Here is a 14386-nt window from a genome sequence, read left to right on the forward strand (position 1 = left end):
CGAACAATGCGTTTTTATTCAGCACGGTCGGCTTCGGCTAAAACAGCCCGCCAGCGCTCGATTTCGATCTGCACCTGGGTCGGACCGGGCATGCCGGTCCCCAAGCGCTTCGACATCGCTCGGTCCAAATCGAAGACGTCGACCCAGTCTTCTTCGATCAGATCGCAGAAGCCATGGACTTCCCGGTAATCCAATTGGTCGATCGGCGTCTTCTTTTCTTCCGCCAGTTTCACAAGTTCGCCCACCACGTGATGGGCCTTGCGGAACGGAACCCCTTTCATCACCAGATAATCAGCGAGATCGGTCGCGAGGAGGAGCGGGTCGGAAACGGCTTTCGCGCAGGCGGGTTCGTTCGGCTGAAGCCCGGATAGGGTTTGGGCCAGAACTTGCAATGAGAGCTGGGTTTGATCGAAACTGTCGAAGACCGGCGGCTTGTCTTCCTGCAGATCGCGGTTGTAGGTGAACGGCAGCCCTTTCACCAACATGCAAAGCGTCTGGTGATTCCCGTGGAGGCGGGCCGCTTTCCCGCGGAGGAGCTCCATTGAATCGGGGTTCTTCTTTTGCGGCATCAAACTCGAGCCGGTGCAGAAGGCGTCCGGCAGATCGACGAAACGGAATTCCTGGCTGCTCCAGAGAATCATGTCCTCGGCGACCCGGGAAAAATGGAGTCCGCACATCGCGCACGCGGAGGCGAATTCGATGAAGAGATCGCGGTCGCTGACGGCGTCCATCCCGTTGTGGGTAACCTGGGGTTTGCCGTCGGCATCGACGAAGCCGAGGTATTCCGCGACGAATTCCCGGTCGACCGGGAGAGTGCTGCCGGCGATGGCGCCGGATCCGAGGGGACAGTAGTTGGCATTGGCCGCCACTTGTTGGAAGCGCCGGAGATCGCGTCCGAACATTTCCGCGTAGGCGAGAAATTGATGGGCCATCGAAACCGGCTGGGCTCGTTGCAAGTGGGTGTAGCCGGGGATGTAGATCCGATCGGTCCGCTGGGCGAGTTCGACCAAGACCCGAAGCACTCCGAGCAATTCCTTTTCCAGATCGCGGCAGGCGGTTTTAAAGAAGAGGCGCATGTCGGTGGCGATCTGGTCGTTCCGACTACGGGCGGTGTGCAATTTCGCCGCCGCCGGGACCGCCCGGTGGAGCGTTTGCTCGATGTTCATGTGAACGTCCTCCAGCGAGGTTTCCCACGAAATCCCGCCGGACTCCACCATGTCGCCGACCACCTTCAACCCCCGGTGGATGTCTTCCATCTCGGCCTTGGTCAACACCCCGATCCGGTGCAACATCGCCGAGTGGGCTCGGTTGACGAGAATGTCGAACGGGGCCAGCCTCCGGTCAAACGACACCGACTCGCTGAATCGCAGCATCAAGTCCGCCGGTCCTTCCGAAAATCTTCCTCCCCAAGTCGCTTGCTTGTCATTGGCCATAGCGATAAACAATTGCCCGGAATCCGCTTTCGGGCAATTGGAAAAGTCTCGCATGCTGCGATCAATTTCGAACCGGTGAAAGCGCCGTCCAAAACACTGGAAAAGGATGAATGAAGCCGCACCGCGACGCACGAAGCCAAACTCCATCCAGTCGCTCCAACCGCTGCGGTCGGGCGGCAAAGCCAACCCGACTACGCCAATGATGCTCGGAAGGCTGACGCCGGTTACAGCCGACATGCTGCGCGGCGGCGGAAAAACGTGAAACAGACATTCTGTCTGTCCCTCACCGGCAGGAATGCCGGTGTCACAATCCCCTACCCGTGGACGATCTCCGTGCCGACGCCTTTGTCGGTGAAGATTTCCAGCAGCAGACTGTGCGGCATCCGGCCGTCGATGAAGTGGACCCGGTGGACCCCTTCCTGCAGGGCGCGGATGGCGCCGTTCATCTTCGGCAACATCCCGCGGTCGATCACCTTGGTCTTCTTCAGGCCGTCGACTTCGTTGATTTTCACCGTCGAAATCAACGAGGCTTGATCCGCCGGGTCGGCCAAGAGGCCGGGCACGTCGCTCATGAAAACCAGACGCCGGGCGCGCAAGGCGCTGGCCACCCGGGCGGCGGCGAGGTCGGCGTTGATGTTGTAGGCTTTGCCATCGAGGCCTTCCGCCACCGGGGAGATGATCGGGGTCGCCCCTTCTTTCAAAGCCTTCTTGATCAGCTTCACCTTCACTTCCGAAATCTCGCCGACAAGGCCGAGGTCGACCTTGTTGCCGTCGTCGTCCCGCTCCAATTTGTTGCAGGCGAGAATGGTGTTGCCGAACATCCCGACCGGGTTGCCGCCATGGTCGCGGATCATTTGGCAGATGTCGCCGTTGACCTCCTTGTTGAGGGTCTGCTTGACCACCGCCATCGTTTCCTCGTCGGTGACCCGCAGGCCGTTGTCGAAAACCGGCTTCAATCCGGCCCGTTCCATCGAGCGCGAGATCGCCTTGCCGCCGCCGTGGACGACGACGACGTTGATCCCGACCGCCGCCAGGAAGACGATGTCGACCGCCACCCGGGCGCGGACTTCCGGATCGGGATCGTCCATGAAGCTGCCGCCATACTTCACCACGAAGGTGGAGCCGCGGAAGTTTTGGATATAAGGCAGGGCTTCGAGCAACACCTGCGCCTTCGCGATCGAATCGCGGAAGAGTTGATCCTCACTCGCTTTTGTTAAAACGGACATAGCTTTCGGTCAGGTCGGTGGCGAGAAGGCGGAAGGTTCCTTCCCCGCCGGGGACGTTGAGTCTGATTGTAATGGAAAACCGGTTACATTGGACGATCTCTTTCCATTTCGCCCGGTTTTGGTGGACGGGTTCCCCGGCCATCACCGCCGGGGTTTCACCGTAAAGAATATCGAATTGCCGCCCGTCGAACCGGGCGCCGGAGTAACCGGCCGCGTCCGCCAAACGTCCCCAATTCGGGTCGTTTCCGTACCACGAGGATTTCACCAACAGGGAATTGCCGATCGCCCGGGCGACTTTTTCGGCGTCTTCCTCCGTCGCCGCCCCTTCGACGAAAACCTCCACCACTTTGCTGATTTTTTCCCCGTCGGAAACAATCTTCTCGGCCAGAAAATCGCAGACTTTCCAGACCGCTTTGCGGAAAAGTTCGCCGGCCGCCCCGCTTCCCTCCCCGGCGGCGACCCCGGAGGCTCCGTTGGCCAGGAGGAGGACGGTGTCGTTGGTGCTCATGTCGCCGTCGACGGTGATCCGGTTGAAAGTCAACCGCACCGCTTCGGCCAAAATCTTTTGGAGCTCCTCCCGGCCAACGTCGGCGTCGGTGGCGAGGAAGGCGAGCATGGTCGCCATGTTCGGCTGGATCATCCCGGCTCCTTTGGCGATGCCGGAAACGGTCACTTCCCGATCGCCCGCCCGGAAACGGACCGTGATCGATTTCGGCCGGGTGTCGGAAGTCAGAATTGCCTGCGCGGCGCGGTTGCCCTGCTCCGGCGAGGTGCCTCGGTCGGCCACCGCCGCCCGAATGCCGTCGGAAAGCTTTTCCATCGGCAAACGTTCGCCGATCCGGCCGGTGGAACAAACGAAAATCGTCTCAGCCGCCGCTCCCAGCGCCTCGCCCGCGATCTTCGCCATCTCCCGGGCGTCGGCCATGCCGCCATCCCCGGTGCAGGCGTTCGCGTTGCCGCTGTTGGCGACGATTCCGTGCGCCGCCCCGCCGCGTTCGAGAATCTCCTGACATTGGAGAACCGGCGCGGCTTTGACCGCATTGATCGTGAAGACTCCCGCCGCCGCGCACGGGCGTTCCGAATGGATCACCGCGACGTCGAGTCGCTGAGCGTCCCCTTTGTTGCGGATATCGCAGGCGGCACCGCCCGCGGTAAATCCGGGCACATCACTGATCCCGGGCGAATTTTCGCTGATCGACAAATCGTCCATACGCCAACCTTCGGTCCGCCCGGTCACATCAACCCCGATGTCTCGGGGAATCCGTGCCAGAGGTTCATGATCTGGACCGCCTGTCCGGCGGCCCCCTTCATCAAATTGTCTTCGGCGGAGGTGATGACGTAGTTTCCGGTCCGCTCGTCGAAGACCGCCGAAATATCGATTCGATTGGTGCCGACCACCAATTGACTGTCGGGAGTCTGCCCGGAGGGCAAGAGGTAGACGAACGGCGATTCCCCGTAAACATCCCGCCAAGCCGCGTAAAGTTCGTCGATTCCCCCTTCCCCGGCCGGAGCGATGATCGTGGAAACGATCCCCCTCCGCATCGGCGCGAGGTGCGGAGTGAATTGCACCACCACGGTTTCGCCCGCCGCACCGGAGAGTTGTTCCTCGATCTCCGACAGGTGGCGGTGCCGCGGCACGCCATAGGCCCGGGCGCTTTCCGCCCGTTCGCAAAAGAGATACTCCTCCGATACTTTTTTGCCGGCCCCGCTGACCCCGCTGTAGGAGGCGATCACGATTCCGCGTGAGGCGACGACCTTTTTCCGGAGAAGCGGGAGAAGCGGAACCAAAATGCTGGTCGGGTAACACCCGGGAGCGGCGATCAGCGACGCCTCCTTCCAGTCCGATCCGGCCAACTCAGGCAAAACATACGGGGAGCGCGCCATCAATTCGGGATCGGGATGGGGCTTGCCGTAATACGCCTCGTAAACCTCCGGCGAGGTGAGCCGGAAATCGGCGCTGAGATCGATCACCTTCTTCCCCGCGTCGACCAACGGACGCGCGAACTCCGCCGCCACTCCGTGCGGCAGAGCCAGAAAGAAAAGATCGATACCGGGATCGGCGGCCAACCGGGCCGGGTCCGAATCGGTGAAACGGAGGGCGGGGGCTTTGTTGCGGAGGGAAGGCATCACCTCCTCCGCCGGTTTTCCGGCATGTTGCCGGGAGGTCACACACGCCAGATCCACGTCAGGATGCCGGACGAGCAAATGAACCAACAGCTCGCCCGAGTATCCGGATGCGCCGACGATACCGACCGCCAATTTGGGCTTTCCCGAAGAATGCGCCATTTGCGGGCAACCGCCTGTTTCGTCTCCCAAAGCCGGGAGAGAATTAACGCTTGGAGAATTGGAAGCGCTTGCGGGCGCCAGGACGACCCGGCTTTTTGCGCTCCCGTTCCCGCGGATCGCGGGTCAAATGTCCGCCCTGCTTCAACGTCACCCGGAGTTCCGGGTTGTACTGCAGGAGGGCGCGGGCGATGCCATGCGCAACGGCGGTGGCTTGCGAATGCAGCCCGCTGCCGGCGACGGAGGCCCGGAAATGAAGCCCGTCACCCAATTCGGCGGTCGCGAACGGCGCCATGGCTTCGTTGACCATCATCTCGGTGGAAAAGTATTCGGCGAGTTCCCGTCCGTTGACGGTCGAGGTGCCCGCCCCTTCGGCGAGACGCACGCGGGCGACCGCGGTTTTCCGGCGGCCGGTGCCCAAAAATTCGTTGGTGGTGCTTTGGCTCATAGATTACAGAGAGATGGAAGTCGGTTCCTGCGCGGCATGGGGATGCTCGGAGCCGCCATAGACCTTCAGCTTCTTCAGCATCTGGCGGGAAAGGCGGTTCCGCGGCAACATGCCTTTGACGGCGTGCTCGATGATAAATTCAGGACGCTTTTCACGCATCTCCGGAACCGAACGGTAGCTCTCGCCCCCGACATAACCGGAGTAGAACATGTAGTTCTTCTGCTCCTCCTTCTTGCCGGTCAATTGAACTTTGTCCGCGTTGATCACCACGACGAAATCGCCGGTGTCGACGTGCGGCGTGTAGGTGGGCTTGTGACGGCCCCGCAGAATGTTGGCGATCTTCACTGACAGGCGCCCCAGCACCTGCCCGGAAGCGTCGATAACAAACCACTTCGGCTCGACCGTCTCTTTCTTGGCTAAGAAGGTTTTCATCAATCGAAAAAGGGACAAACCTAGATTCCAGTCGAGGCTTGTCAATCTCTTTGGCAGAGTTTTTTTGCGGAGTTTACAAAGAAGAACCGCGGCGAAGGGAATCCCCTGCGCCGCGGCCATGGAATTGACGGTGATTCAATCAGCCCGCCTTAGAACGCGGCGGAATATCCGAGGGTCCAGAACAGGTTCTTGCCCCGTTCGCCCGGTCCGAAGGTCAGCTTTTCAGCGGTCGCGTAATGGATCCCGGCAGTCAAAGCCGAGAATTCGCTCAGCGCAAAAGGAAGCTCGATCGAACCGCCATAGTAATGGAAGCTTTCCGCATCGGATCCGCTTCCCACTCCTTGGATGCCCCCCAGGATGGTGAAGTCGAGCGACGCAGGAACCCCGAGAGCTTCCAAGCTATGGGAATAGGTCAACGAGCCTTCGCCGACGTGGGTCTCGAGATCCACGTCATAGAAGTAATAGGCCCCCGCGGTTAACGCTGGCACCTGGGGAATATCGAACAACGCGCCAAGATAGAACTCGTGCGTCCGTTGCTCCCCTTGATTCGGATAATGATAGACGGTCAGACCGAGATCGAACTCGATTCCTTCCAGGCCGGGAATCGCCAACGCAACCCCACCATAATAATTGATTTCCGTCGGGTCGACGTCAGTGGGCAGATTTGCCCAGATGCCTGCGTAAAAATCGCCAAGTCCGAACTCCACGTTCGGCTGAAACGATTCATCGGCGAGCTTGACCCCCCGGAAGACATAATCGGAGGCGAAGGTGATGTCACTGCTGACACTGAATTCCTGTGGCAGGACCGCTCCGGCCCAGGAAAGAGGAAGCGCGCAAGAAGCGAGCGAGAGGATGATTTTCTTCATGTTTGTTTTGTTTGCAGTTTGTTTTCTGTCTACGAGTCGGCCGAAGACCGACTCGCGCCTCCCCCTAGAGCAAGTCTCGGGCCAAAACCGAGAAATGGAAATTTTTTATCAGGGAAAACCTTAGGGATTAAGCAGCATCAAACCGACCGCGAATCCGTAGACGACCAAACCGGCGCTCAACAGCATCCCGCCAATGCGATAACGCTTGGTCCGAAGGTCCCGCCGCTCCACCGCCAGGGCCAACGCCTCGACCGGCTCGCCTTCCAACTGCGAAGTGATCCAACGCAGCCCCATCACCCCGACGTAGATCCAGACGGCGCTCGCCACGACCACTCCGACCCCCGCGACCACCAGGATTTGCGCCAATGGTCCAGTACCCGCGATAATCCGTCCGGAGAAACCGGTAACAGTAATCACCACCCCAGCCAAACTGAGCAAAACCTGAGACCGGGTATGTAAAGTGTTCAGTTGGCGTTCCACCAACTCCATCGCCCGCAACACGTCGCCCCCGCTGAGAGCCAAGATTTTTCCCGCTTCCTTGTCCGGAGTCATCGCCATCTTGTTCGCCAAAACCCCAAGCATGCGAGCCGCGGGCGAACCGTCAATCCAACGGTTTCCTCGCCAACCAGAAGCGGCACGGGTCCGAGAGTTCCTCCACCTGTTCCTCCTCTTCCGCAAGATCCGAACGAAGCCACGTCTGCGCGGCGGTCCAACCGGTCACCTCCAAATCCTCCTCAATCTCCGGACAATCCGGGACATGGACGAAGACCATTCCATGCGGACCTTCCTCGTGAATATCCCCGAACTCCATCCCAGTCGCCAAAGGACGATTCGCCTCGTCCCGCCAAAAATCGCGGTATTCGTCCATCTCCCGGTCGTGGGTAGTGAAGATGAAAAGGCCGCCCGGGCGAAGGATCCGCATGACCTCCCGAAGCGCCTGGCGACGACGATGTCGTCCCGGAATTTGCATCAGCCCGCCAAATCCAAAGATCACCGCGTCGAATTCATTTTCTGGATACGCGAGTCCTGTAGCATCTCCCGTCGTGAATTTGATTCCGCGTCCGGTCCCGGCCGCATGCTCCCGGGCGACCCGGATCATTCCTTCCGACAAATCGAGTCCCTCCACTTTGCGGAACCCGCGGTCCCACAAACCGAACGCCACCCGCCCCGCCCCGCAGCCGAGATCGAGTATCCGGTCGGTTTGCTTTAGGAGTTGCTCAATCAAAACCTCCTCCGATTTCCAGAGCCCCATCCGCCCCAGCGCTTCCCGGTAATGCCCCACGAACTCCGGCGCATCACAAATTCGCCGCACATCCTCCGTCGTCAACCGATGCTTCTCCTGCTCCTTTTTCATGAATTCCCACACCTAACCGCGCTTGCTTGGCCAAGCAAGCCTCCGCCCGCACTGAATAGCACTCCCGTCTCCGCCATTGGCATGAGAATCGTCTGACCGACAAAGAAAACTCTCCTTCCCGTCTTCGCCTCATCCACCATTCCACCCTTCTCCAGCCCCCAACTGTTCCAGCCCCCAACACCCCTCATCACGACAATCCCTGACTCGATCGCGTCAGGGATTATCGCCGAGAGTTCGGGTTTCCCCTTCGACCTCTCAATCCCCACCGCATGCAGGACGACAATCCATGATGCGATCGAGTCCCAGAATGTCGTTGGAGGTCACCGCAGAAACCCACACCATTTCCCCCTAGCGTCAAATCGCCTTTCGCTTTCTCACCCCACCCGCGCCTTTCTCATCACGACAAATCCTGACGCGATCGCGTCAGGATTTGTCGCCGGGGTATCGGATGCGATCAGGTCAGAGGATTGTCGGCGAAAAGACGAAACGGAGATCGCGCTGATAGAGCCTACTTCCTTTCCAACTCGCTGTAGGGTCAAACTGCCGAAGCTAATCCATGACTCAACCAGACAAAACCAACGATTGACAAAAAACCAACCGGGCGGTTTGTTTCACTCAAATCTCCCCACTGCCCCTTCAATGAAAGCTAAAACAGAAGAATTCCTCTATTTCCTTCTTTGGACCACCGATTCGTTGCTGCGCCCAACTTGGCGGAACCTCGATCAATCCTTCGAGTCCTGGGCCTACTCCAATGGCTTGCTCCGCCAAATCCAGCGTTTGGAGGCCCGGCAATTGCTGGAGCAACGGGGCGAACGTCTCGATCACCGATTAGTCCGACTCACGGAACTCGGACGCCTCCACGTCCTTGGCGGATGTGATCCCGTGGAACGCTGGAGACGCCCGTGGGATGGCAAGTGGCGGATGATCTTGTTCGATGTCCCGGAAGATGAATCCATCCTTCGCCAAAAACTTCGTCGGTTTCTGCGGGAGAACTCCTTCGGATGCCTTCAACGGAGCGTTTGGGTGACCCCCGATGACCTCACTCCTCTGCGGAAGAAGATTTTTCCGCGCGACGACCAGTCCAGAACGTTCCTTTGTATGGAGGGAATCCCCTGCGGCGGTGAATCGGACCGGGCAATCGTGCGGTCGGCTTGGAATTTCCGCGACATCGAGGCCCTCTACAAACAACACGAATCCGTTTTGAGTCGATTTCCAACGCGACAAACGAGCGAAAACGACCCTACCTACGCCGACCGCCTAAGGGCTTGGGGCCACCAGGAACGCATGGCATGGACTCGGATTCTTGAGACCGACCCTTTTCTTCCGACTCCCCTTCTGCCGCGCAGTTATCCCGGCAAACAGGCTTGGAAACGCCGGATTAAAACTCTCCGAGAGGCAGGTCTCGTCCTCCAGCAACTGCTGATCAATGACGCCGAAACCACCGCCTTCCCCTGTCCGGACCTTTCCCCACCCGTCTCCTCATCCGCATAACTCTTCCCCCATCAGCTCAATCCCGTCCCTCTCGGACAATCCTTGACCCGATCGGATCAAGGATTGTCCGGAAATCGTTTCAAACCGGCCAGAGGGGCATTCCGCTGGAAACCTTCGCCATGCGACTTCTTCAACCGACTTTTGCAACCGATTATTAAAGCCGACTTTTTGCCGTTTCCTTAAGCCATCTCTTTGAGCCTGCGTAGACCACCGCCTTCCCAAGTCCAGACCTTTTCCCACCCGCCTCCTCATCCGCGTAACTTGTCCCATCCACCGACTCAATCCCGACTCCCGGACAATCCTTGACCCGATCGGATCAGGGATTGTCCGGAAATCGTTTCGGGCCGGCTGACGGGCATCCGCTGGAAACCTTCGCATGCGACTTCTTCAACCGACTTTTAAACCGATTATTAATGTTGTCTTTTTGCCGTCTCCTTAGTCTTTCCTTAAGCCCTTGTCTCAACCTGCATGAGCCGTCCGTAGGCGCGCGGATCAACGAGGTTCCTGTCACTGAAAAAAACGTTTTACGCTCTTCCGGGTTGGGTCCAAGCTGGGGGGATGAGCGAAGAAATTTTTGCTTCACGGACCAGCAAGGAAGAAGTGGAACTCGGGAACGTTTTCCGGCCGAAATTCGATGCGGACGGACTGATCCCGTGCATCACCACCGATGCGAACAGCGGGGAGATTCTGATGTTCGCTTTCATGAACGCGGAATCACTGCGACTGACGATCCAAACCCGCAAGGCCAGTTATTGGAGCCGCTCGCGAAACAAGCTCTGGGTCAAAGGCGAAGAGTCCGGTCTCGTCCAGAAGGTGAAGGACATTTACGTCGATTGCGACCAGGACGTCATCATGATCAAGGTCGAAGTCACCGGCGAAGGTTGCTGCCACAACGGCTACCGCTCCTGCTTCTACCGCAAAGTAGCGGATCCCGAAACGTTCGCCCTGGAGTTGGCGATCAAGGAAAAGTCCTTCGATCCAAACAAGGTGTACAACAAATAAGCGACGCTCCGGCAGGCCTTCCGTCCCACGTCGCCCGCTAACCGTCGTTTCCGGTCGATCCGACTTCGTCCTTCGCGGGAGGATTCAGATAACCGCGGAAGCGATGGTAACTGTAACCGACCACCAGGAGCACCAACCCGATAACGCCGAAGGCGGCGATCCGGTAAAAGGTGGAGTGGATATCGACCAGGAATACCCTCGGCAAACACAGGGCCAATCCGATTAGCCCGACCACCCGCATCGGTCGTATCCGCCAAACCAGTCCGCTCGCGAAAACCGATATGGCAGTGATTCCCCAAAAAACAGTAACATACGGCTGAAGCGGTCCAGTTCGGGTCCAGAAAAGCAAAAACAGGCTTCCGACGGCCAGAACAGCGAACGCCCACTGCAATCCTTCCCGAAGCGACGTCCGATCCACGATCGACCGCTCATTGCAGAGAATCCCACAGACGATCGTCAAGACGCCGAGCGAAAGCGCCCAACCGACGTCGCCGGAACGCTCCGGCCCGAGCGATACCAGAAAGGCGATATGCCCCACAACGATTATAAAGAACGCGGATGCGACCGCCGCGCGCCATCCCGGCCAGTGCGCGAGCAGTAAAACCGCCACCCCGGCGCTCCCACAGGCCGCCATCAGGTGCGGCAAATCGAATTCACGGACCAAAAGGTAGACTACCAAGACTGTGGCCCCGCTCGCCCCGATCCATCTCGAAACAGTTGGTGACGGAAAAACTCCCGCCAGTCCATCGACCCGTTGCCATGAATCTCGCAACGAGACCGTTGCGAAGGCCACCAGAGCAGCCGCCCACAGCATCCAATCCATTCCCCCGGACAACATCACCCCCCAACCTTGAAATCCCGCTTTCACCGCCACCACGAACACCAAGGCCACCGGCATTAACGCCAGGTCCGGCAAGAAATCGAATCGTCGCCATCCGGCCAGAAACAACAGGATCAACCCGACTCCCGCCGCGACCAACAGATTCGTTTCCAGAGAAACGCTTCCCGCCAGCAACATCTGCAACGATATCAGCCAAACACCATGCAGCGCCGCCGTCAAAACCAGCCCCCACGGTTCAGGCAACCGCCCCCGCCCCCGCAGATACTGCGCCGCTGCCGCCGCCGCCAAGGCCGTTCCCACGCATGTCCCTCCACTGAGCCCAAAACCGGGTTCCCCGACGAACCCGGGAATCATCCCCCAGAAGGTCCACTGCGCAAACCCAAAAGGAAGGGCGACCCCCGCCAAGACCGCCCAATGCCGGGTCGCCGCCAAACCCGCGGCCAAAAGGATTGCCGCGAAAATGGCTCCGACCGGGAAATATCCGGGCGCGAATCCGGCCCACGCCGCAGCCACCGCGACCCCTCCCAGCACAAGCGAGTAGAGCACGTTCAGCTCCACCCGCCCGGGCGGAGAGACGGTTTCCACCCGAACCGGTTCACCTCCCGGAATCGGCAATCGCGCGAACCATTTTCCTTGCAAGCCGACCAATACTCCGGAGATCACCAGATACGTGCCGGCGGCCAACCCCCACCAGGAGGCGAAGGCTCCGCGTTCCACCAACAGGCCGCTTTGGGCTGTATCATAGAAAAAGAGTCCGGCCGAAGCGAACCACAGAATTCCCATCGCCGCCTCGCCAGTCCACAGGCGGGTCCGCCGGGTCACCGCCAGCACCACGAGACCTTGCACTCCCAGCGCCACCCAACGGGTGCGGGCTCCGAGAATTTCGATCAAACCGAGCGCCAGAAAACCGGTTCCGGCCGCGAACCAAACGTGTCCCATTTCATCGGTTCGATCCTGCCTCCAATACAACCAGGCTCCGCCGAGAAAGATAGCGGCGAACAAAAAATAGAACGGCGCGACCAACTCCGGAAAATAACGAACCGCCGCCCACAAACCGAGCCCGGCCGCCCCCGCCGCATTGCAGGCTTGCAGAAGCCGCCGCATCGGCGCCGCCGGAGCCCATCCTTGCTTCAACCCGACATAATCGAGGGCCGCATGAAGCAGGAAAAGGCCAACCGGAAACGCAAACGTCTGACCAATTGTTTCCGGAGGCGTCTCGGACCACCCGAAGAGAACGATCGTCCCGTAAATGACATAGGCTGCCGGGAGGCTGCAAGCCAACGGCTGTATCCATGACTTGGACACCCAGAGTCCCGCTCCCGCCACGGACAGGAAAAAGGCGGCGACCAGACTGATGTCATGCAATTGCTCGACGAACGAGAAGAAGCAGGTCACGAATCCGAACAGGATCGCCATGGTGGCGAGTCCGCTCCGATTCTTCCAAAAGCTGGCCCATCCGAGCCCCATCACCGTCAGACCTTGCACCCCCGTCGCGAGGAGCGGATGATCGATCACCTTCACCGCCGGTATGGCGTAGGCGGCGAAACCGGTGAAAAAGATCAGGGCTAATCCGCCCCCAAAGACCACCGAACCAAATTTCGGCTGACGTCGTTCCAGCCAATGTCCGGCGGCGGTCACGGCGAGGGCGATCCCCGCCAACTGCGCGAGCCGCACCCAAGGCGGCGTGCCGTGGGCGATGTAAACACCGAAAAAGACCACCCCGATCACCGCCAGAAGGGCTCCGATTCGGGTAGCCCACCAGGCACCGAGTTGCACTTCAAAACTGCCCTCCCCTTCGGGGGGCCACAGGTTCCAAGCCCGCAATTTTGTCCGCCAATCGAAAGCCGCGGCGGCAGAAGAAGGAACCGGAAGAGGCAGCTCCGGCGGACGGACCACCGGTTCGTGTGGTGCCATCGGCGGCCAGACCGGTTCTTCCATCGGTGGGTTCTCAAGCTCGGTTTCCGCCGCGGGCTCCAACTCCGTTTCGGGCTCGATCTCGGTAAAGGGATGGCCTTCCAGTCGGGCCCTCAGAGCCTCGACCTGACGTTCCAAGTCGGCCACCCGTTCGGTGAGCCGGTTGATTCGATCATCCATGTCGTTTCAGGGGTATCGGGAGGTCCGTCTCCACCCGCCGGCGGAAAATTAATCGGCCGGATCTGAAGGATCTTCCCGGCGAGGACCGGACGAAAAGCCGCGTTCGCTCTTCGCGGCGAACGCGCGGAATGCCGCGATCTCGGGGCTGTCGCTCTCCGGGTGGCCGGACAACTTAGCCAAGGCTTGCGTCCGGTTCATTCCGTCGCGGTAAAACGCTTTGTAGGCGAACTTGATCCGGGCGATCTGATCCTCGGAATAGCCGGCGCGTTGCAACCCGATGATGTTCATCCCCCGGATCAGGGCGGGATGGCCGTCGCAAATCAAGAACGGCGGAACGTCTTTTTCCACTTTCGAACATCCCCCGATCATCGCCCGGGTTCCGATCCGGCAAAACTGGTGGACACCCGACATGCCGCCGATGATGACGTGATCTTCCACCCAAACGTGTCCGGCGAGGGTCGCGTTGTTGCTCATGATCACTCCGTCGCCGATTTGGCAGTCATGGGCGACGTGGGAATAAGCGAGAAAATAACTCCGGTCACCGATGGTGGTGAACTCGCCGTCGTTGGTGGCGGCGTGGACGGTGCAGAATTCGCGGAAAACGTTTCCTTTGCCGGCGCGAACCCCCGGGCGACCGCCGCGGTATTTCAAGTCCTGGCTCCGCAGGCCGACGCAGGCGTAGGGAAACACCTCACATCCGTCGCCGAGTTCGGTGAAACCGTCGACCGTGGCGTGATGATGCAACTTGCAATTAGCTCCCAAGACCACTTCCGCCCCGACAAACGCATACGCCCCGATCACCGTTCCCGGACCGATCCGAGCTCCCTTCTCCACCACGGCGGTCGGGTGGATGTCCGGTCCTTGGTCCGGTCGGGTCTCGTCCTGGGGAGTCAGCATCACGGCGTCTTTCATAACT

13 protein-coding genes are annotated in these 14386 nt (G+C 59.8%); 2 read left to right on the plus strand and 11 right to left on the minus strand.

Annotated elements, in window-relative coordinates:
• Window positions 1-14 precede the first annotated feature (14 nt).
• From argH to ACWUI2_RS02150, 9 genes are all read right to left on the minus strand, one after another.
• Window positions 15-1433: an argininosuccinate lyase gene (gene argH, locus ACWUI2_RS02110; protein WP_486981208.1), complete on the minus strand. Its 1419-nt coding sequence runs from the start codon at window positions 1431-1433 to the stop codon at window positions 15-17.
• A gap of 314 nt (window positions 1434-1747) precedes the next feature.
• Window positions 1748-2659 carry an acetylglutamate kinase gene (gene argB, locus ACWUI2_RS02115; RefSeq protein ID WP_486981209.1) on the minus strand — a complete coding sequence of 304 codons (912 nt, stop codon included), beginning with the start codon at window positions 2657-2659 and terminating at the stop codon, window positions 1748-1750.
• Window positions 2634-3869, minus strand: a complete 1236-nt coding sequence (gene argJ / locus ACWUI2_RS02120; RefSeq protein WP_486981210.1) for a bifunctional glutamate N-acetyltransferase/amino-acid acetyltransferase ArgJ — start codon at window positions 3867-3869, stop codon at window positions 2634-2636. Before argJ ends, argB begins: the two co-directional genes overlap by 26 nt.
• Window positions 3870-3892: 23 nt before the next feature.
• A complete protein-coding gene (argC, locus tag ACWUI2_RS02125; RefSeq protein WP_486981211.1) occupies window positions 3893-4945 on the minus strand; it encodes an N-acetyl-gamma-glutamyl-phosphate reductase in 1053 nt (350 codons plus the stop codon).
• Between the two features lie 43 nt (window positions 4946-4988).
• Window positions 4989-5390, minus strand: a complete 402-nt coding sequence (rpsI, locus tag ACWUI2_RS02130) for a 30S ribosomal protein S9 (protein WP_486981212.1) — start codon at window positions 5388-5390, stop codon at window positions 4989-4991.
• A gap of 3 nt (window positions 5391-5393) precedes the next feature.
• The gene (rplM, locus tag ACWUI2_RS02135; protein ID WP_486981213.1) at window positions 5394-5822 is read right to left on the minus strand and encodes a 50S ribosomal protein L13; all 429 of its coding nucleotides are present in this window, start codon (window positions 5820-5822) and stop codon (window positions 5394-5396) included.
• Between the two features lie 149 nt (window positions 5823-5971).
• Complete coding sequence (locus tag ACWUI2_RS02140) at window positions 5972-6688, minus strand: TorF family putative porin (protein ID WP_486981214.1); 717 nt, start codon at window positions 6686-6688, stop codon at window positions 5972-5974.
• Window positions 6689-6808: 120 nt separating this feature from the next.
• Window positions 6809-7240 (minus strand): hypothetical protein, encoded by a 432-nt coding sequence (locus ACWUI2_RS02145; RefSeq protein WP_486981215.1) that lies wholly within the window; start codon window positions 7238-7240, stop codon window positions 6809-6811.
• A 49-nt stretch (window positions 7241-7289) separates the two neighbouring features.
• Window positions 7290-8042 carry a class I SAM-dependent methyltransferase gene (locus tag ACWUI2_RS02150; RefSeq protein ID WP_486981216.1) on the minus strand — a complete coding sequence of 251 codons (753 nt, stop codon included), beginning with the start codon at window positions 8040-8042 and terminating at the stop codon, window positions 7290-7292.
• Between the two features lie 639 nt (window positions 8043-8681).
• Here ACWUI2_RS02150 and ACWUI2_RS02155 point away from each other — a divergent pair.
• Together ACWUI2_RS02155 and hisI are read left to right on the plus strand one after the other, a co-directional pair.
• Window positions 8682-9533: a PaaX family transcriptional regulator C-terminal domain-containing protein gene (locus ACWUI2_RS02155; protein ID WP_486981217.1), complete on the plus strand. Its 852-nt coding sequence runs from the start codon at window positions 8682-8684 to the stop codon at window positions 9531-9533.
• Between the two features lie 558 nt (window positions 9534-10091).
• Window positions 10092-10535 (plus strand): phosphoribosyl-AMP cyclohydrolase, encoded by a 444-nt coding sequence (hisI, locus tag ACWUI2_RS02160; RefSeq protein ID WP_486981218.1) that lies wholly within the window; start codon window positions 10092-10094, stop codon window positions 10533-10535.
• 37 nt (window positions 10536-10572) lie between these two features.
• Here hisI and ACWUI2_RS02165 read toward each other — a convergent pair whose 3' ends face one another.
• Window positions 10573-13470 (minus strand): DUF2339 domain-containing protein, encoded by a 2898-nt coding sequence (locus tag ACWUI2_RS02165; protein WP_486981219.1) that lies wholly within the window; start codon window positions 13468-13470, stop codon window positions 10573-10575.
• 48 nt (window positions 13471-13518) lie between these two features.
• Window positions 13519-14382 carry an acyl-ACP--UDP-N-acetylglucosamine O-acyltransferase gene (gene lpxA, locus ACWUI2_RS02170; protein WP_486981220.1) on the minus strand — a complete coding sequence of 288 codons (864 nt, stop codon included), beginning with the start codon at window positions 14380-14382 and terminating at the stop codon, window positions 13519-13521.
• Window positions 14383-14386 lie beyond the last annotated feature (4 nt).

Source organism: Verruconatronum alginivorum, from assembly GCF_056590205.1.

What these genes read in the sequence shown, in the direction of transcription:
- hisI (WP_486981218.1), top strand. Translation starts at nt 10,092, where the DNA reads ATGAGCGAAGAAATTTTTGCTTCACGGACCAGCAAGGAAGAAGTGGAA.
- ACWUI2_RS02140 (WP_486981214.1), bottom strand. Translation starts at nt 6,688, where the DNA reads ATGAAGAAAATCATCCTCTCGCTCGCTTCTTGCGCGCTTCCTCTTTCC.
- rpsI (WP_486981212.1), bottom strand. Translation starts at nt 5,390, where the DNA reads ATGAGCCAAAGCACCACCAACGAATTTTTGGGCACCGGCCGCCGGAAA.
- ACWUI2_RS02155 (WP_486981217.1), top strand. Translation starts at nt 8,682, where the DNA reads ATGAAAGCTAAAACAGAAGAATTCCTCTATTTCCTTCTTTGGACCACC.
- rplM (WP_486981213.1), bottom strand. Translation starts at nt 5,822, where the DNA reads ATGAAAACCTTCTTAGCCAAGAAAGAGACGGTCGAGCCGAAGTGGTTT.
- argC (WP_486981211.1), bottom strand. Translation starts at nt 4,945, where the DNA reads ATGGCGCATTCTTCGGGAAAGCCCAAATTGGCGGTCGGTATCGTCGGC.
- argB (WP_486981209.1), bottom strand. Translation starts at nt 2,659, where the DNA reads ATGTCCGTTTTAACAAAAGCGAGTGAGGATCAACTCTTCCGCGATTCG.
- lpxA (WP_486981220.1), bottom strand. Translation starts at nt 14,382, where the DNA reads ATGAAAGACGCCGTGATGCTGACTCCCCAGGACGAGACCCGACCGGAC.
- ACWUI2_RS02165 (WP_486981219.1), bottom strand. Translation starts at nt 13,470, where the DNA reads ATGGATGATCGAATCAACCGGCTCACCGAACGGGTGGCCGACTTGGAA.
- argJ (WP_486981210.1), bottom strand. Translation starts at nt 3,869, where the DNA reads ATGGACGATTTGTCGATCAGCGAAAATTCGCCCGGGATCAGTGATGTG.
- argH (WP_486981208.1), bottom strand. Translation starts at nt 1,433, where the DNA reads ATGGCCAATGACAAGCAAGCGACTTGGGGAGGAAGATTTTCGGAAGGA.
- ACWUI2_RS02145 (WP_486981215.1), bottom strand. Translation starts at nt 7,240, where the DNA reads ATGACTCCGGACAAGGAAGCGGGAAAAATCTTGGCTCTCAGCGGGGGC.
- ACWUI2_RS02150 (WP_486981216.1), bottom strand. Translation starts at nt 8,042, where the DNA reads ATGAAAAAGGAGCAGGAGAAGCATCGGTTGACGACGGAGGATGTGCGG.